The following is a 16,317-nucleotide window of genomic DNA, read 5'->3' as shown; positions in this document are numbered from 1 at the left end:
TCGCGTTTTCGCGATTGAGGAGTGGCGTATGACCGCGCAGTACCCGGTGGCCCGGCCGCGGCGGCTGCGTCGCAGCCCCGCCCTGCGCCGGATGGTGGCGGGCACCAGGTTGCACGCCGCCGACCTGATCCTGCCCGCGTTCGTCAAGGAGGGCATCGCCGAGCCGCAGCCGGTGGCCTCGATGCCGGGCGTCGTGCAGCACACCCGCGACTCGCTGCGCAAGGCCGCGCACGAGGCGGCGGAGGCGGGCGTCGGCGGGATCATCCTGTTCGGGATCCCCGCGGTGAAGGACGCGCGGGGCTCGGCCGCCGACGATCCCGACGGGATCCTGCAGGTGGCGTTGCGTGACGTGAACGCCGAGGTCGGCGACGCGGTCGTGGTCATGGCCGACACCTGCCTCGACGAGTTCACCGACAACGGGCACTGCGGGATCCTCACCCCGTCCGGCGACGTGGACAACGACGCCACGCTGGAGCGCTACGCCTCGATCGCGGTGGCCCAGGCCGCCGCGGGCTCGCAGATGGTGGCGCCGAGCGGGATGATGGACGGCCAGGTGGGGGCGATCCGCTCCGCTCTTGACGGGGCCGGCTACGCGAACGTCCCGATCCTGGCCTACTCGGCGAAGTACGCCTCCGCCTTCTTCGGGCCGTTCCGCGACGCCGCCGAGTGCGCGCCGCAGTTCGGCGACCGCAGCTCCCACCAGCAGGACCCCGCAGGGCCGCTGGAGGAGGCGCTGCGCGAGGTGCGGCTCGACCTCGCCGAGGGCGCCGACATCGTCATGGTCAAGCCCGCGCTGGCCTACCTCGACGTCATCACCCGCATGCGCGACGAGGTGGACGTGCCGGTGGCCGCCTACCAGGTGAGCGGCGAGTACGCCATGGTCGAGGCGGCCGCGGCCAACGGCTGGGTGGACCGGGACCGCATGATCATGGAGTCGCTGGTCGCGATCAAGCGCGCGGGCGCCGACCTGATCCTCACGTACTGGGCGACGGAAGTGGCACGGCGCATCTGATCGGTGAGCTTTCGCTCGCTAGCCGCGATGGATGTCCTCGCTACGCTGCGGATCCATCGCGCATCTGATTGGCGAGCTTCCGCTCGCGTGCCGCGATGGATGTCCTCGCTACGCTGCGGATCCATCGCGGCAACCAAGGGGTTTCCCGACAACTCGTGTGACGTGTGCGTTAGAGTGCGATGACAAGTGCTGGTGTGTCCCGCGTGGCGCGGATGGCTGCCCCGGAGCCGGGACCTCCTCAGGCACTGGGACTCGACGGGAGACACCAATGGTGGGGGTACCACTGGCTCGGCGTACCAGAAAACGGTCGCGGCCGACACGCATCGGCTCCGTGCTCGAATACGCCGCCCTGGGGTGGCCCGTCGTGCCGGGCGCGCATCCGCCGAGTCAGGGGCATCGCGCCTGCTCCTGTGACCGCCTCGGCTGTCCCGACCCGGGTGCCCATCCGCTGTCGCCCGCCTGGCACCTGCAGGCCACCACGGACACGGCGCTGCTGGCGCGCTGGTGGCAGGCCGAGCCCGAGGCCAACGTGATACTGCCCACCGGACGCGTGTTCGACGTCTTCGACGTACCGCTCGCCATCGGCCTGTCGGCCCTCACCAGGATCGACAACGCCGGAGCACACCCTGGCCCGGTCGCCGCCAACGGCGACCGGGTCTTGTTTTACGTGGCCACGCGGGGCAATCCGGAGGACGAGGACGAGTGGTGGTCGTGCCAGCTCGACTGCGATCCCGCCACGATCGACGACACGCCCGGGCTGCGGTGGCACTGCCGTGACAGCTACGTCCTCGCGCCCCCCTCGACCCTTCCCACGGGACAGTCCGTCTCCTGGCTCCGGCCGCCGAACGGCCAGCCGCTGCCCGACCCGCTGCGCATCCTGGAGTGGCTGGCCGACTGAGGTCAGAACCGGCGGATGTCGCGCTGGTCCAGTTCTGGCATGACCTTCGCCACCGTGGCGAAGTCGTCGTCAACGTGCAGCACCGTGAGCCCGTGGTGTACGGCTGTCGCACACAGCAGCAGATCAACCACTCCAGCGGAGCGGTGCTGTCCTCTCTGCGTCAGCTTGTACTGCGCGCTCTCCACCCATCGCCAGGCTGATTCGGGGACGGGCGCAAGTTCGCAAAGAGTGTTGAGTTCGTCCTCCAGTTCGTCTCTGTGAGCAGGGCTCATGGCCGAATGGAGAAACTCCGTCCTGGTCGGCTCGCAGATCCGCAACGGCTGCGTGGTGATCCGGTCGTTCCATGTCTCGAGCACTTCGGTGTTGCGCAGCAGGTACCACAGCGCGGAGGCGTCGATGAGGTAGGACGTCACGTGAGGGCGTCTTTCCAGGCAGCTCTCGCCGCCTGGCGCGCGGCTGAGGCTTCGTCGAATTCGCCGCGTTGGGCTCTGGTAGCGAGCTTCTCCAGTGCCTCGATCCGCTTGACGCGAGCGACGTACTCCCGGAGAGCGAGATTGACCGTTTCCTTCTTCGTCGTCGTGCCCATCATGCGCATGGCCTCTTTGAGGGCGTTGTCATCGATGTCGATCTGAGTGACTGACACGTCTCCTCCTCATGTTGGTAACCAACAAGCGTTGCATACATGGCCACCATAGCTCTCGTCGTGCCCGTGACGAAGACCGCCGCATGCCCCGGCTAACCTGGGTCGGGTGAGCCGTACACAGAACTCCGAGGACCTGTTCGACCGCGCCCGCCGGATCGTGCCCGGGGGCGTCAACTCGCCGGTGCGGGCCTTCGGCGCGGTCGGCGGGACGCCGCGCTTCATGGTCTCCGGCCAGGGCCCCCACATCACCGACGTCGACGGCAACCGGTACGTCGACCTCGTGTGCTCCTGGGGCCCCATGATCCTCGGGCACCGCCACCCCGCGGTCGTCGAGGCCGTGTCCGGCGCCGTCGCCAACGGGTTCTCCTACGGCACCGCCACCCCCGGCGAGGTGGAGCTGGCCGAGGAGATCGTCGCCAGGGTGGCGCCGGTCGAGAAGGTGCGGCTGGTCAGCTCGGGCACCGAGGCGACGATGAGCGCGGTGCGGCTGGCCAGGGGGTTCACCGGGCGGTCCAAGGTGATCAAGTTCGCGGGCTGCTACCACGGGCACGTCGACGCGCTGCTGGCCGCGGCCGGGTCCGGGGTGGCGACGTTCGGGCTGCCCGACACGCCGGGCGTGACCGGGGCGTCGGCGGCGGACACGATCGTGCTGCCGTACAACTCCGTCGAGGCCGTCGAAGCGGCGTTCGCGGAGGCGGAGGTCGCGTGCGTGATCACGGAGGCCTGCCCGGCGAACATGGGGATCGTCCCGCCCAAGGACGGGTTCAACGCGCGGCTGCGCGAGCTGTGCACGGAGCACGGCGCGCTGCTCATCGTCGACGAGGTGCTGACGGGGTTCCGGGTCTCGCCCGCCGGCTGGTACGGCCTGGACCCGGTGGAGGCCGACCTGATGACGTTCGGGAAGGTCATGGGCGGCGGCCTGCCCGCCGCGGCCTTCGGAGGACGGGCCGAGGTGATGGCCCTGCTCGCGCCGGAGGGGCCCGTCTACCAGGCGGGGACGTTGTCGGGTAACCCGCTGGCCTGCGCGGCCGGGCTGGCCACCCTGCGCGCCCTGGACGCCGAGGCGTACGAGCGCGTCGACGCCGCCGCGCTCGCCGTCGGCGACGCCGCCTCCGAGGCGCTGTCGGCCGCCGGGGTGCCGCACCGGCTGCAGCGGGCGGGCAACCTGTTCTCGATCTTCTTCACGGACGCGGAAGTGACGAACTTCGCCGAGGCCAAGACGCAGAACACGGCCGCGTTCACCGCGTTCTTCCACGCGATGCTCGACCAGGGGGTCTACCTGCCGCCGTCGGCGTACGAGGCGTGGTTCCTGTCGGCCTCCCACGATGAGGAGGCGCTGAGCCGCGTGGCCGAGGCCCTGCCGGTGGCGGCAAAGGCGGCCGCGGCCGTTCTCTGACGCGGGCGGTGAGCCGCTCCCTGAGCGGCGTCACCGCGAACAACACGATGGTGGCCGCCACCCCGGGCGGCCCGGCGCCACGGGACCCCTGGTCGGCCGTGCGGCCGACGGCGGGGGTGAGGTGGCGGAGCCGCGCTCAGCGAGCGGGCTTCTGGTAGCGGATGCGCTGCTCGCGAGCCTGGTCGGCCAGCACCTTGAGGTACGACACGGAGCTCGGCTGCTGCTTCTTCGTCTTGATGATTCTCATGCATCTATTTTCATCCGCTACACATTCAACCACAAGCGAGACTTTCTACGCTAAACCATTTAGGATGACTTACATGTTGGACTTGAACCGGCTCAAGGCCCTACATGCGGTCCACGTCTACGGGTCGGTCGGAGCGGCGGCCGACGCGCTGATGGTCACGCCCTCGGCGGTGTCCCAGCAGATCGCCAAGCTGGAGCGCGAGACCGGCGCCAGGCTCATGGAGCGCAACGGGCGCGGCGTGCGCCTCACGGACGCGGCCGGCCTCCTGGCCGAGCACGCCGAGCGCATCCTCGCCCTGGTCGAGACCGCCGAGGCGGACTTCGAGGCGCTACGCGGCGAGGTCGTCGGCCGGCTGAACATCGCGGCCTTCCCCACCGCCGTGCGCGGCCTCATGCCCGGCGCGCTCGTCTCGCTCCGGCAGCGCCACCCCGACCTGTGGGTCCAGCTCAGCGAGCGCGATCCGGAGCGGGTGGTGCGCGAGGTGGCCAGGGGCGAGCTGGACCTGGGCGTCATCCAGGACTGGCTCAACCGGCCCATGGCCCTGCCCGACGGCCTGTCCAAGGCCACGCTGCTCGACGACGTGGCCGACATCGCGGTGCCCGCCGACCACCCGCTGGCGCACGGCAAGGAGCTGGCGCTGGCCGAGCTGCGTGACGACCACTGGATCAGCGGGTCTCCCGGCACCGTCTGCCACGACTGGCTCGTCTTCACCCTGCGCAGCGCCTCGGTGGAGCCCGTGATCGCGTGCATGGCCGACGAATACCCCACCCAGCTCGCGCTGGTGGCGGGCGGGCTGGGGTGCGCGATCGTGCCGCGGCTCGGCCGGGACTGCGTGCCCGACGCCGTGCGCCTCATCCCGATCAGGCCGCGCCAGACGCGGCGCATCTACGCCGTGTGGCGCACGGACGCGGCCCGCCGTCCCGCGATCAGGGCCATGGTGGAGGCGCTGGCCGAGGCGAGCAGGACGCAGGAGAACGCCTGGGCCGTCAGCTGAGCCTCCCCGCCACGCGGGGCTGCCGCTGCTCACCGAGGCCGAGCGGATAGGCTGTGCGCACCATGGCTGAAACCACCGTCGTCCACCTGCTGCGCCACGGCGAGGTGTACAACCCCGCAGGCGTCCTGTACGGCAGGCTCCCGGGTTACCACCTGTCCGAGACAGGCAGGCTCATGGCCGAGACGGTCGCCAAGGCCGTGGGCGGCCGTGACATCGTCGCCATCTTCAGCTCACCGTTGGAACGCGCCCTTGAGACCGCGGCGCCCCTCGCCGAGAAGCTCGGCCTCGACGTCGTCCAGGACGAGCGCCTGATCGAGGCGGGCAACATGCTCCAAGGCCGGCCGGTGGGCCAGGGCCTGGCGATCCTGCGAAACCCGCGCAACTATCGCTATTTCTACAATCCGCTGCGCCCGTCCTGGGGCGAGCCGTACCCGGTGATCGTCAAGCGGATGAAGTCGGTGATCGACGACGCCAGGGCGGCGGCCCGCGGGCACGAGGTGGTGCTCGTCAGCCACCAGCTCCCCATCTGGATGATCAGGTCGGCCGCCGAGGGCCGCCGGCTCTGGCACGATCCGCGGCGCAGGCAGTGCGCGCTGGCCAGCCTCACCACGCTCACCTTCGACGGCGACCGCCTCGTCAGCATCGGCTACAGCGAGCCCGCGGGGTCGCTTCAGACCGGTCCGTCCGTTCCCGGGGCCTGATGTCCGGAGCGAGGGGGCTCCCCGGTAGAGTTGCAAGCTCTACCGGTTGTAGTACAAGGAGATCTTCCTCCGTGCGCGCCAAGTCCATCTCTCTCGTCCTCCTCGGTCTGCTGGTCGCGGGCTGCGCGGGCAACCAGGGCGGCCAGCCGCAGGCGGGCGACACCCGTTTCGTCGCCGGCGACGGGAAGATGCAGGTGTTCGACGCGGCCGAGCGCAAGCCCGCGCCCGCGGTCCAGGGGCCGACCCTCGACGGGGCCACCGCCTCGCTCGCCGCGCACAAGGGCAAGGTCGTGGTGCTCAACTTCTGGGCGTCGTGGTGCGGGCCGTGCCGGGCCGAGGCGCCGGTGCTCAAGGAGGTCGCGGCCAAGACCAAGGCCAGTGGCGTGGAGTTCATCGGCGTCGACTTCAAGGACCGCCAGGCCGACGCGCTGGCGTTCGAGCGCACCGAGGAGACCGGCTACCCGCACATCTTCGACCAGCCGGGCAAGGTCGCGCTGGCCTTCCAGGGCACGGTGCCGCCCGCGGCCATCCCGTCCACCCTGATCATCGACAAGCAGGGCAGGATCGCCGCCCGGGCGCTCGGCGCCGTCAAGTACACCGACCTGCTCGGCACCGTGACCAAGGTGCGCGATGAGTGACGTCGTGGCCTCGGGCTCGCTGCTGCTCGCGTTGCCGATCGCGGTGCTGGCCGGGGTCGTGTCGTTCCTGTCGCCGTGCGTGCTGCCGCTGGTGCCGGGCTACCTGTCGTACGTGACCGGCATGAGCGCCGACCCCAGGCGGGGGCGGCTGGTGCTGGGGACGGTGCTGTTCGTGGCCGGGTTCGGGCTGGTGTTCGTGCTCAGCGGGGCGCTGTTCGGCGGGCTCGGCTCGGTCATGCTGAACCACATCGAGATCATCACGCGGGTGCTCGGAGTGCTGACCATCCTGCTCGGGCTCGCGTTCCTGGGGCTCGTTCCCGGGCTGATGCGCGACGTGCGCATCCACAAGGTGCCCGCCGCGGGGCTGGCCGGGGCGCCGCTGCTCGGGGTGGTGTTCGGGCTGGGGTGGACGCCGTGCATCGGGCCCACGCTGGCCGTGGTGCTGGCGCTCGGGCTCAACGAGGGCAGCGCCACGCGTGGCGCCCTCCTGGCCGTCGCGTACGCGCTGGGTCTCGGGCTGCCGTTCGTGGGCGCGGCGCTCGCGTACAGCAAGGCCCTGCGCACGTTCCGGGCCATCCGCAAGCACTCGCGCCTGATCACCAGGATCGGCGGCGGCATGATGGTGGCCGTCGGGGTGCTGCTCGTGACCGGGCTGTGGGGAGAGATGATCGCTGCCATGCAGGGCCTGATCGGCGGATTTGTGCCGGTGATCTGATGAGCGTCCAGGAGTTGGAGAAGGAGCAGGAGCCGCAGCAGGCGGGGTTCGGGCTGGTCGCCTGGCTGCGGTGGGGCTGGCGCACGCTCACCTCGATGAAGACGGCGCTGATCCTGCTCTTCCTGCTCGCGCTCGCCTCGGTGCCGGGCTCGCTGGTGCCGCAGCGCGGTGTCGACCCCGACAAGGTGGCCCGGCTCTACGACCAGAGTCCCACGCTGGCCCAGTGGTACGACAGGTTCCAGCTCTTCGAGGTGTTCACCTCGGTCTGGTTCGCGGCGATCTACCTGCTGCTGTTCACCTCGCTGATCGGCTGCATCATCCCGCGCACCGCCACCTACCTGCGCGAGCTGCGCCGCAAGCCGCCGGCCGCGCCCAAGCGCCTGTCGCGCCTGCCCCACTCCGCCTCGTTCGAGAGCGACCTGGGCGTCGACGAGGCCGCCGCGCGGCTGCGCAAGCTGCGCTTCCGCGTCGTGAGCGGCGACGGGTGGGTGTCCGCGGAGAAGGGCTTCCTGCGCGAGACCGGAAACCTGTTCTTCCACGTCGCCCTGATGGGCATCCTGTTCGCGGTCGGCTTCGGCTCGCTGTTCGGCTACCGCGGCAACGTCCTGGTCGTCGAGGGCGACGGGTTCGCCAACACGGTGGCCGCCTACGACCGGTTCATCCCCGGCAGCCAGGTCTCGGCCGAGTCGCTGGAGCCGTTCTCCTTCCAGCTGGAGGACTTCGACGTCGCCTACCAGGTGACGGGAGAGAAGCGCGGCCAGGCGCTCGACTACACAGCCCGCCTGAAGGTCAACGACTCGCCCGGGTCGCCCGCCCGCGAGTACGACCTCAAGGTCAACGACCCGCTGGAGATCAACGGCACGCAGACGTACCTGATCGGCAACGGCTACGCCCCCACCTTCAAGGTCACCGACGGCAAGGGGCAGGTCGCCTTCGAGGGCCCGGTGCCGTGCCTCATCGAGGCCAAGGCCACGATGACCTCGGGGTGCGTGGTCAAGGTGCCCGACGCCCAGCCGGCGCAGCTGGGGTTCCTGCTGCAGTTCCTGCCCACCAGCGTGCCGCTGACCGACGGCACGTACGCCTCGGCCTTCCCGGGCGAGCTCAACCCCGAGGTGCAGCTCGTCGGCGCCTTCAGCGGCGACCTGGGGCTGCGTTCCGGCCGGCCGCAGTCGGTCTACGAGCTCGCGCCGCCCGAGCTCATCAAGAAGCTCACCCCGCTGATCATGGGCAAGAGCGTGCCCAAGCCCCTCGCGGTCGGTCAGTCGATCGACCTGCCGAAGGGGGCGGGCAAGCTGGAGTTCACCGGGGTCAAGCAGTGGATCACGCTCCAGACCGCCTACGACCCCGGGCGGATGCCGGTGCTGCTCGCCGCCGCCACGGCCGTCGTCGCCATCGCGGCTTCCCTGATGATCCGCCGCCGCAGGGTGTTCGTGCGGATCGGGAACGGCGTGGTCGAGGTGGGCGGCCTCACCCGTACAGAAGGCTCCGCGGCGGGCTTCGCCGAGGAGTTCGCCGACATCGTCAAGGTTCTATCCGCAGGAGAAAAGGATGTCCGCTGAGCAACTCGCGGAGCTGAGCGACCTTTTCGTCGTCGCCGCCGTTCTGCTCTACTTCTTCGCCATGGTCGGGTTCGCGATCGAGCTGGCCTTCGGCAGGGCCCGGCCGGACAAGGCGGCCGCCGCCGACCGGTCCGAGGTCAGGCAGCCGGTCGCGGTCGGAGCGGCCGGGGCCGACGCGGCTGACGTGACGCCCCCGATCGACGGCGCGGTCGCCGCGCCGGAGGCGGCGGGCAAGCCGTCGCGGGCCGGCACGGTGGCCCTGGCGCTCGCCTGGCTGGGCTGGGCGGCCAACCTCGCCGCCATCGCCACCCGCGGCCTGGCCGTGGACCGGTGGCCGTGGGGCAACATGTACGAGTTCGTGGTGGCCATCTGCTTCGCCGCCGTGACCGCGTTCCTCGGCACCCAGATCCGCTACAACGTGCGCTTCCTCGGCGCCTTCGTGACGCTCACGGCGGCCCTCGGCCTCGGGCTGGCGGTCAAGTTCTTCTACACGGCGGCCGGGCCCGTCGTGCCCGCGCTGGACTCGTACTGGATCGCCATCCACGTCAGCGCCGCGATCATCTCCAGCGGCCTGTTCACGCTGGCCGGCGTCTCCGGGGTCCTCTATCTGGTGCGCGGCGACGGGATGTCCCGCCTGCCCTCGCGGGCCGACCTGGAGCGGGTGGCGCACCGGGCGATCGTCTTCTCGTTCCCGCTGTGGACGTTCGCGGTGATCGCGGGCGCGCTCTGGGCCGACCGGGCGTGGGGCCGCTACTGGGGCTGGGACCCCAAGGAGGTCTGGTCGTTCATCACCTGGGTGGCCTACGCCGCCTACCTGCACGCCAAGGTGACGGCCGGATGGCGGGGCAGGGCCGCGACGATCGTGCAGCTCGTGGCGTTCGCCTGCCTGATGTTCAACCTCATCGGCGTCAACATCTTCATCAGCGGGCTGCACAGCTACGCCGACGTCTGATCGCCTCAGACGTCGTCGCCACGCATGCGGCGGTCGAGGTCGCGCAGAAAGTCGGGGTCGTCGTCCGGCCCCTTCGGCACGCCTGGACCCGGGGGCACGGGCCACGCGGCGCGGGGGGCCCGTGGGCGGCCGCGCGCCATCCAGACCAGACCGCCGAGCACCGGGATCAGGACGACGATCAGGATCCACAGGGCCTTTGGCACGTTCCGCACCTCGTCTTCCGGCGCGGTGATCACGTCGAAGAGCGAGAAGAACCAGAAGACCACCAGCGCCAGGCCGATCAGTACACCTGCCATTCCTGAACTGTAAGCCATCCGCGACGTGATCGTGCTTCCCGATGTCCCATTTCGGGTGACTAGAGGAAGATGAGCGTCGTACCGTGGAGGCCGATGCGGCGAGTCGCCGGACTCCACGGGCGTTGAGAGGTGCGATGGCCTTTTCTGACTCCAAGGCGTCTGGTGACAAGGGAAGGCATCGGCGCGGCCGTTGGTGGCGGCGTGGATCGTACCTTTTCTCGCGGCGCGGCGAGGCGCCCCCCGACGCGGACCGCTCCGTCTGGTTCAACGCCCGTGAGAAGCCCTTCGAGAGCCGCGCGGAAGCCAAGGCACGCAAGAGGCGGGCGCGGGGCGCCGACGTTCCCAGAGGCCAGCCTGGGCGGGGCGCGGAGCGCGAGCGGACGAGGTGGCCGGGCGACGAGCGGGGAGAGCGGATGGCATGGCCGGGCGACGAGGTACGACGGCCTTCGGGGACGAGCTGGGACGGGTTCGCCTTACGTGAACGCGGCGAGCGGCTGCCGGCCGCCGTGGTCGAACGCCCCCGCTACACCTGGTACGACTTCGAGCTCGACGACCAGCCCAGGGCCCAGCCCAACCGGCCGGGCGTGCCGTCCATGGGCGACGGCCTGCGCCACTGCGGCAAGCTGGAGTTGATCCTGCACCGCCAGTGGGACGCCAGGCAGGGCCCGCCGTCGGCGGACGTCGTACGCGCCGTGGAGAGCCTGGCCCGCCTGCCGGAGCGGCTGAAGGAGAAGCTCGCGGCCGATCTCGAAGGCATCTACGTCGGCCGTGGCGGCGTCCCGGACCTCGACGACATGGGCTACTTACGCGGCGCCCCGCTCCCGTCGGGCCGCGCCACCTGGGACATCTGCGCGGGCGCGTACGGCGACCGCAAGATCGTCGTGGGCGACCGCCCCTCGCCCACCCCGGACGTGATGATGCACGAGGTCGGCCATGCCATCGACGACATCGACTCGGCGTACGGTGGCTGGGTCTCCGACTCTCCCGAGTTCGTCCGCCTCTACGACACGGCCATGCCGCTGCTGGCCTCGACCTTCCACCGCCAGGGCGGAGGGCTCGGCCGCAAGGAGTTCTTCGCCGACGCCTTCGCCGCCATCGCCTCCCGCCAGCGTCCGGCCCTCGTGGACATGCTCGGGGGAGACACGCGGATGGCGCTGGACATCATGCTCTTCTTCAACCGGCGCTACGGAATCTAGGTGATCGGACATGTACGTCATCCGGCTCGCGGACGGGACCCTGCGCGTGCCGCAGAGCCTGACCAGCGAAGACGGGCGTCTGATCGGGAACGCGTACGTCGAGGTGCAGCCCGGTGATCCGGACTACGAGCAGTGGTTGCCGGAGGCGCTGACGGAGGAGGAGGTGGCCGAGCGCCGCAACCAGTGGGAGAAGGAGAACGACGAGCTGGAGCGTGAGTTCCTGGCCTTCAAGGCGCAGCAGGAGGACGCCTGAGGCGACCAGACAGGCGCCAACCACGGTCGGCGGTTGGCGCCGCCTCATGCTGCCGGACGGAAGTGTGGCCGAAAGCACGCGAACAGTGGGTCGCGCCGGCGGTGATCCTGCCGTCGCAGGATCACCGTCTGCACGGTCAGACGCGCGGGGACTCACCTGCCGGCCTGTCGGCCGTCAAAACGTCCTCGCCTCGGAGAAGGGCGTGCACTTCCGACTCGCGGAAACGCCGATGCCCTCCGGGGGTGCGGATACTGCTGATGCGGCCTGCCGCAGCCCAGCGTGTAACCGTCTTTGGGTCTACCCGGAAGAGGGCGGCAACCTCTCCTGGGGTCAGCAGACGCTCGCTGCTACTCTCCACCAATCTCTCCCCCTCGCATCCCGCTTCCTGCCAGCGGGCGGACAGGTAACCAGTGTGTCGAGCGAAGCCTGATTTATCCGTGGTTTTCTGCAAAGATCACGGGTTGTTATCAGCTGACTGCCCGATTGTTATATGATAGAGCCTCTTTGGGGCTCTCGTGGGTGTTTCTTTACGAAACTCCCTGACTGGGAACAGTAGCATCGCTCGCGTTCGATGCGAAGAGCGACCGGTCCACGGGTCCGAGTAACCTCGAACCTGTGCGTCCTGTTCTCCTTTACACCCTGTCGCGGATCGGCATCTTTGCGGTCACTCTCCTGGTGCTGTGGCTGCTCGGCCTGCAAAACCCGCTGGCACTGATCGCGGTGTCTTTCTTGATCAGCGGCATAGCGAGTTACGTCCTGCTCAGCAAGCAGCGTGATGCCGTGAGTGAGCGCATCAGCAACAAGATCGACCGGCCGAAGCCGCAAGACGGCTAGGGCAGGGGGAACATGCCAATCCGGGCATGGTACTCCCGTCCGAGTCTGGTTGTGTCGCTACCGACAAGTAGTCCACTGCGATGCGCGTAAAACGCCTTCACGCCGATGCCGCGCTCCCGCGTGGGATTCCAACTGAGGGCCATTCCCGTGCTCGGATGAATGGCGCCGATCCCGGGGCGTGAGACCGCTCCGGGGCCGGCCGAGTCCCGCCCCTGCGGATTGTTCAGCCAGCGCTGATGTCCGCCGACGTAGACCGCCGCCCCCGTGACGGAAACCGCGTAGAGCGAGTCGCCTCCGGTGGCGTTGACCCAGGTCGGCTTGATGGTCGCGCCCTTGGCGTATGCCTCGAACCTGGCGGCCGTGTCGCACATCCCGCCCTTGGGGCCGCCGGTGGTGACGACCGCGAAGTAGCGGCCGTCGGGAGAGAAGTCCAGGCCGCGCACGTAGGACGGGAACGAGCTGGCGCACGGGCGCGCGTACGCCTCGGTCCGCCAGGGTGCGAGCCTGGCGGTGGGCCCGCTGATGTCGATGAGCCCGAGCTGCGGCCTGGACTGGCCGTCGAGCGTGGTGAAGGAGCCGTCCACGGCGAGCCGGTAGCGGGTGGCGGCGAGCGCGTACACCTTCACCTGGGGCGTCAGCGACCCTCCCGGGGTGATGCCGAACGCCGGGTCGGCCGCGCCCGTGGTCGCGTCGAGCCTGGCCAGCGCGGTGCGCGGGCCGGTGAAGTCGCCGCCCACGTACAGCTGCGAGCCCTGCCTGGCCAGCGTGGAGACCATGCCGCCGCGGATGCGCGGCGCGAAGCCGGCCACCAGGGAGCCGTCGGAGAGCTTGAGCCGGGCCAGCGACCTGGCGGGCGAGTCGTTGACGCCGACGAACTCGCCGCCGACGTAGACGGTGCCCCGGTCGCCGGCGGCCAGGCCGTACACGGGGCCCGGGACGATCGGCGCGAAGTTCTCCACGATGCGACCCGTGGCCAGGTCGTAGGCGAAGAGGTTGGAACGCGGGTAGGCGGTGGTGCGGGTGGCGTCGCTCACTTCGCTGAACGACCCGCCGACCACGACGGTGTCGCCGACGACCGTGATCGCGTTGACGATGCCGTCGAGCACGTGGGGGGTGCTGTCTACCGGGTCGGCCGAGACGACGCGGAAATGCGCCGTCGGAGCCGAGGCGATGATCGCCGCAAGGGCGACACGGGCAAGCATTCGCCAAGTTTTAGCAGACGTTCAGTAGTCTCGTTGTTACTTTCCGTTGAATGTCGTGTTCGTGGCCGCCGGTACGGACCCGGGGAGGCTCCCATAGTCTTTGCCTATGACGCGCGCTCAATTGGACAAGCAGCCGGGCGAGGTCGCCGCGATGTTCGATCGCACCGCCCGGCGCTACGACCTGGTCAATGACGTGATCTCCCTCGGGCAGGTGAGGCTGTGGCGCAAGGCGGTGGCCGCGGCCGTTGACGCGGGCCCCGGGGAGCTCGTGCTCGACCTGGGCGCCGGCACCGGCACGTCCACCGACGCGTTCACCACGCTGGGCGCGCGGGCCATCGCCTCCGACTTCTCGCTGGGCATGCTCCGCACCGGCGTGCGCCGCCACGGCGGCAACGCGCTGTCGGGCGAAGGGGTGCCCTTCATCGCGGGCGACGCGATGCGGCTGCCGTTCGCCGACGACACGTTCGACGCGGTGACGATCTCGGTGGCGCTGCGCAACGTGCACGACACCGCGCAGGCGCTGCGGGAGATGCTCCGCGTCACCAGGCCGGGCGGCCGACTGGTGATCTTGGAGTTCTCCCACGTGACGTTCGGGCCCTTCGATCTGGTCTACCGCGAATATCTGATGAAGCTGCTGCCAAAAGTGGCCAAGGTGTTCGGCTCCAATGACGATTCCTACGAATATCTGGCTGAGTCGATCCGGGATTGGCCCGACCAGCGCAGGCTGGCCCGGACCATTCAGGAGACCGGCTGGGAGCGGGTCGCGTGGCGCAATCTCACGATGGGCATCGTCGCCCTGCACAGAGGGTTCAAGCCCGCGTGAGACCACACGCGACACACCGTTCCTCTTGGATCACAGAACAGCACCCCGACTGCCACTATGTACTGGAAAAGCAGTAGACTGCGGGCCGACAAGTTTGTGAAGGGGTTCACAAAGGAACGAAGGCAGCACACCCCCGAGGCCTTCGAGCGTGTAGGACAGGACAGAGTCCAGTGACCGTGCCAACAGCCATTCGCCAAGCGCAGGAGCTCGTCGCGAGAGAGCCACGCCGGAGCCAACGAGTGGCGAAGCGGGCGCGACCATGAGCACACTTGACGCTGACGTCATCGTCGTCGGCGCCGGCCCCGCCGGTTCCGCGACCGCCTTCTACCTCGCTCAGGCCGGGCTCGACGTGCTGGTCCTGGAGAAGACCACGTTCCCCCGCGAGAAGGTCTGCGGCGACGGCCTGACGCCTCGGGCGGTCAAGCAGTTGCTCAACATGGGCGTCGACATCGACGCCCCCGGCTGGGTCAGGAACAAGGGCCTGCGCGTCGTCGGCGGCGGCCTCCGCTTCGACCTCGACTGGCCGCAGCTCGAGCGCTTCCCCGACTTCGGGCTCGTACGCACCCGCCAGGACTTCGACCAGATCCTCGCCGCCAACGCGGTCAAGAACGGCGTGCGGCTGATGGAGGGCGTCACCGTCACGGGGCCCGTCCTCGACGACCGCAGCGGCCACATCGTCGGCGTGACGACCAAGGACGGCCGCGAATACCGCAGCCGCGTGGTGGTGGCCGCCGACGGCAACAGCACCCGGCTGGCCCTGGGCATGGGGCTGCACAAGCGCGAGGACAGGCCGATGGGTGTGGCCGTCCGGACGTATTTCGAGAGCCCGCGCCACGACGACGACTATCTTGAGATCTGGCTGGAGCTGTGGGCGGAGGAGAAGCTGCTGCCCGGCTACGGCTGGATCTTCGGCGTCGGCGACGGCACCGCCAACGTGGGCCTCGGGCTGCTCAACACCAGCGCGCAGTTCAAGAACATCGACTACCGCGACCTGCTGCGGACCTGGTGCAAGGCCATGCCTCCCGAGTGGGAGTTCACCGAGGAGAACATGACGGCCCCCATCCGCGGCGCCGCGCTCCCGATGGCCTTCAACCGGCAGCCGCACTACACGCGTGGCCTGCTGCTCGTGGGGGACTCGGGCGGGTCGATCAACCCGTTCAACGGCGAGGGCATCGCCTACGCCATGGAGACCGGCGAGATCGCCGCCGAGGTCATCGCGAAGGCCCTCAAGGGCACCACCCCCGCGGAGCGGGAACGCACCTTGCGGACATATCCTCAGGTGCTGAAGGACGCCTATGGCGGATATTTCACCCTGGGGAGACTGTTCGTCGAGGCGATCGGGAAGCCGGGCGTGATGAGCTTCGGCACCAGGCACGGTCTCCCTCACCCGAGACTGATGCGCTTCGCCATCAAACTCCTTGGTAATCTCACCGACCGGCGAGGCGATGCGTCAGACATGATCATTAACGCTCTCTCGAAGGTCGCCCCACCAGCATGAATCTCAGAACTATCCGATCCGGCTGCGCGCCCGCGCGCGCGGCGACTCCGGAGGAGGCGTAGCGATGGACCTTTACGTGCCCATCCTGGTGCTCGCCGTTCTCGCGGGGGGCTTCGCGATCTTCTCGGTCGCCATCGCTCCCTTCACCGGCCCCAAGCGCTGGAACCGCGCCAAGCTTGACGCCTACGAATGCGGCATCGAGCCGACGCCCCAGCCCGTCGGTGGTGGACGGTTCCCGCTCAAGTACATGGTCACCGCGATGCTCTTCATCGTGTTCGACATCGAGATCATCTTCCTCTACCCGTGGGCGGTCTCGTTCGCGCCGCAGACGAACGACGCCAAGCAGGTGATCTTCTCCGGCCTGGGGCTGTTCGGCCTCGTGGAGATGCTGCTGTTCATCGCTACCGTGCTCGTGGCCTACGCGTACGTGTGGCGCCGCAAGGGTCTGGACTGGGACTGA

At 69.4% G+C, this 16,317-nt stretch carries 20 protein-coding genes; 15 read left to right on the top strand and 5 right to left on the bottom strand.

What is annotated here, in order from left to right:
• The first annotated feature begins 28 nt into the window (after positions 1 to 28).
• Positions 29 to 1,012 (top strand): porphobilinogen synthase, encoded by a 984-nt coding sequence (gene hemB / locus ACIBQ1_RS45000; RefSeq protein WP_397287133.1) that lies wholly within the window; start codon positions 29 to 31, stop codon positions 1,010 to 1,012.
• 268 nt (positions 1,013 to 1,280) lie between these two features.
• Positions 1,281 to 1,910 (top strand): bifunctional DNA primase/polymerase, encoded by a 630-nt coding sequence (locus ACIBQ1_RS44995; RefSeq protein ID WP_397287131.1) that lies wholly within the window; start codon positions 1,281 to 1,283, stop codon positions 1,908 to 1,910.
• Between the two features lie 2 nt (positions 1,911 to 1,912).
• Here ACIBQ1_RS44995 and ACIBQ1_RS44990 read toward each other — a convergent pair whose 3' ends face one another.
• Positions 1,913 to 2,323, bottom strand: coding sequence for a PIN domain nuclease (locus tag ACIBQ1_RS44990; RefSeq protein ID WP_397287129.1), 411 nt, complete (start codon positions 2,321 to 2,323; stop codon positions 1,913 to 1,915).
• Complete coding sequence (locus tag ACIBQ1_RS44985; RefSeq protein ID WP_397287127.1) at positions 2,320 to 2,553, bottom strand: type II toxin-antitoxin system VapB family antitoxin; 234 nt, start codon at positions 2,551 to 2,553, stop codon at positions 2,320 to 2,322. Before ACIBQ1_RS44985 ends, ACIBQ1_RS44990 begins: the two co-directional genes overlap by 4 nt.
• A 106-nt stretch (positions 2,554 to 2,659) precedes the next feature.
• Here ACIBQ1_RS44985 and hemL point away from each other — a divergent pair, with 106 nt between their 5' ends.
• The 7 genes from hemL (at position 2,660) to ccsB (ending at position 9,755) form a co-directional block, all read left to right on the top strand.
• On the top strand, positions 2,660 to 3,949 hold the full coding sequence (hemL, locus tag ACIBQ1_RS44980; RefSeq protein WP_397287125.1) for a glutamate-1-semialdehyde 2,1-aminomutase: 1,290 nt from the start codon (positions 2,660 to 2,662) through the stop codon (positions 3,947 to 3,949).
• A gap of 320 nt (positions 3,950 to 4,269) precedes the next feature.
• Positions 4,270 to 5,190 carry a LysR family transcriptional regulator gene (locus tag ACIBQ1_RS44975; RefSeq protein ID WP_397287123.1) on the top strand — a complete coding sequence of 307 codons (921 nt, stop codon included), beginning with the start codon at positions 4,270 to 4,272 and terminating at the stop codon, positions 5,188 to 5,190.
• Positions 5,191 to 5,252: 62 nt separating this feature from the next.
• Positions 5,253 to 5,891: a histidine phosphatase family protein gene (locus tag ACIBQ1_RS44970; protein WP_397287121.1), complete on the top strand. Its 639-nt coding sequence runs from the start codon at positions 5,253 to 5,255 to the stop codon at positions 5,889 to 5,891.
• A 71-nt stretch (positions 5,892 to 5,962) separates the two neighbouring features.
• Complete coding sequence (locus ACIBQ1_RS44965) at positions 5,963 to 6,529, top strand: TlpA family protein disulfide reductase (RefSeq protein ID WP_397287119.1); 567 nt, start codon at positions 5,963 to 5,965, stop codon at positions 6,527 to 6,529.
• A complete protein-coding gene (locus ACIBQ1_RS44960; RefSeq protein ID WP_397287117.1) occupies positions 6,522 to 7,244 on the top strand; it encodes a cytochrome c biogenesis CcdA family protein in 723 nt (240 codons plus the stop codon). Before ACIBQ1_RS44965 ends, ACIBQ1_RS44960 begins: the two co-directional genes overlap by 8 nt.
• A complete protein-coding gene (locus tag ACIBQ1_RS44955) occupies positions 7,244 to 8,803 on the top strand; it encodes a cytochrome c biogenesis protein ResB (protein ID WP_397287115.1) in 1,560 nt (519 codons plus the stop codon). Before ACIBQ1_RS44960 ends, ACIBQ1_RS44955 begins: the two co-directional genes overlap by 1 nt.
• The gene (gene ccsB, locus ACIBQ1_RS44950; RefSeq protein WP_397287113.1) at positions 8,793 to 9,755 is read left to right on the top strand and encodes a c-type cytochrome biogenesis protein CcsB; all 963 of its coding nucleotides are present in this window, start codon (positions 8,793 to 8,795) and stop codon (positions 9,753 to 9,755) included. Before ACIBQ1_RS44955 ends, ccsB begins: the two co-directional genes overlap by 11 nt.
• A 5-nt stretch (positions 9,756 to 9,760) precedes the next feature.
• Here ccsB and ACIBQ1_RS44945 read toward each other — a convergent pair whose 3' ends face one another.
• A complete protein-coding gene (locus ACIBQ1_RS44945; protein WP_355378658.1) occupies positions 9,761 to 10,051 on the bottom strand; it encodes a PLD nuclease N-terminal domain-containing protein in 291 nt (96 codons plus the stop codon).
• A 413-nt stretch (positions 10,052 to 10,464) separates the two neighbouring features.
• Between ACIBQ1_RS44945 and ACIBQ1_RS44940 the strand changes: the two genes are divergently transcribed.
• A complete protein-coding gene (locus tag ACIBQ1_RS44940; protein WP_397287111.1) occupies positions 10,465 to 11,247 on the top strand; it encodes a hypothetical protein in 783 nt (260 codons plus the stop codon).
• A 10-nt stretch (positions 11,248 to 11,257) separates the two neighbouring features.
• Positions 11,258 to 11,500: a hypothetical protein gene (locus ACIBQ1_RS44935; RefSeq protein WP_397287109.1), complete on the top strand. Its 243-nt coding sequence runs from the start codon at positions 11,258 to 11,260 to the stop codon at positions 11,498 to 11,500.
• A gap of 136 nt (positions 11,501 to 11,636) precedes the next feature.
• Here the strand turns inward: ACIBQ1_RS44935 and ACIBQ1_RS44930 are convergent, their stop codons facing one another.
• Positions 11,637 to 11,858 carry a BldC family transcriptional regulator gene (locus tag ACIBQ1_RS44930; protein WP_026214226.1) on the bottom strand — a complete coding sequence of 74 codons (222 nt, stop codon included), beginning with the start codon at positions 11,856 to 11,858 and terminating at the stop codon, positions 11,637 to 11,639.
• Positions 11,859 to 12,115: 257 nt separating this feature from the next.
• Here ACIBQ1_RS44930 and ACIBQ1_RS44925 point away from each other — a divergent pair, with 257 nt between their 5' ends.
• Positions 12,116 to 12,334, top strand: a complete 219-nt coding sequence (locus tag ACIBQ1_RS44925; protein WP_397287107.1) for a DUF4229 domain-containing protein — start codon at positions 12,116 to 12,118, stop codon at positions 12,332 to 12,334.
• Here ACIBQ1_RS44925 and ACIBQ1_RS44920 read toward each other — a convergent pair.
• Complete coding sequence (locus ACIBQ1_RS44920) at positions 12,331 to 13,536, bottom strand: hypothetical protein (RefSeq protein ID WP_397287105.1); 1,206 nt, start codon at positions 13,534 to 13,536, stop codon at positions 12,331 to 12,333. The two genes, ACIBQ1_RS44925 and ACIBQ1_RS44920, sit on opposite strands and share 4 nt — an antisense overlap.
• A 106-nt stretch (positions 13,537 to 13,642) precedes the next feature.
• Between ACIBQ1_RS44920 and ACIBQ1_RS44915 the strand changes: the two genes are divergently transcribed.
• From ACIBQ1_RS44915 to ACIBQ1_RS44905, 3 genes are all read left to right on the top strand, one after another.
• Entirely contained in the window at positions 13,643 to 14,359 is a 717-nt protein-coding gene (locus ACIBQ1_RS44915; protein WP_397287103.1) for a demethylmenaquinone methyltransferase, read from the top strand.
• Positions 14,360 to 14,618: 259 nt separating this feature from the next.
• Positions 14,619 to 15,857 carry a geranylgeranyl reductase family protein gene (locus ACIBQ1_RS44910; RefSeq protein ID WP_397287101.1) on the top strand — a complete coding sequence of 413 codons (1,239 nt, stop codon included), beginning with the start codon at positions 14,619 to 14,621 and terminating at the stop codon, positions 15,855 to 15,857.
• 64 nt (positions 15,858 to 15,921) lie between these two features.
• Complete coding sequence (locus tag ACIBQ1_RS44905) at positions 15,922 to 16,317, top strand: NADH-quinone oxidoreductase subunit A (protein WP_397287099.1); 396 nt, start codon at positions 15,922 to 15,924, stop codon at positions 16,315 to 16,317.

It is taken from the genome of Nonomuraea sp. NPDC050153 (genome assembly GCF_044460125.1).
In the GTDB taxonomy this organism is placed as follows: Bacteria; Actinomycetota; Actinomycetes; order Streptosporangiales; family Streptosporangiaceae; genus Nonomuraea.
The sequence above is the reverse complement of the archived record's forward strand: the minus strand, read 5'-3'. Positions and strand labels throughout refer to the sequence as shown.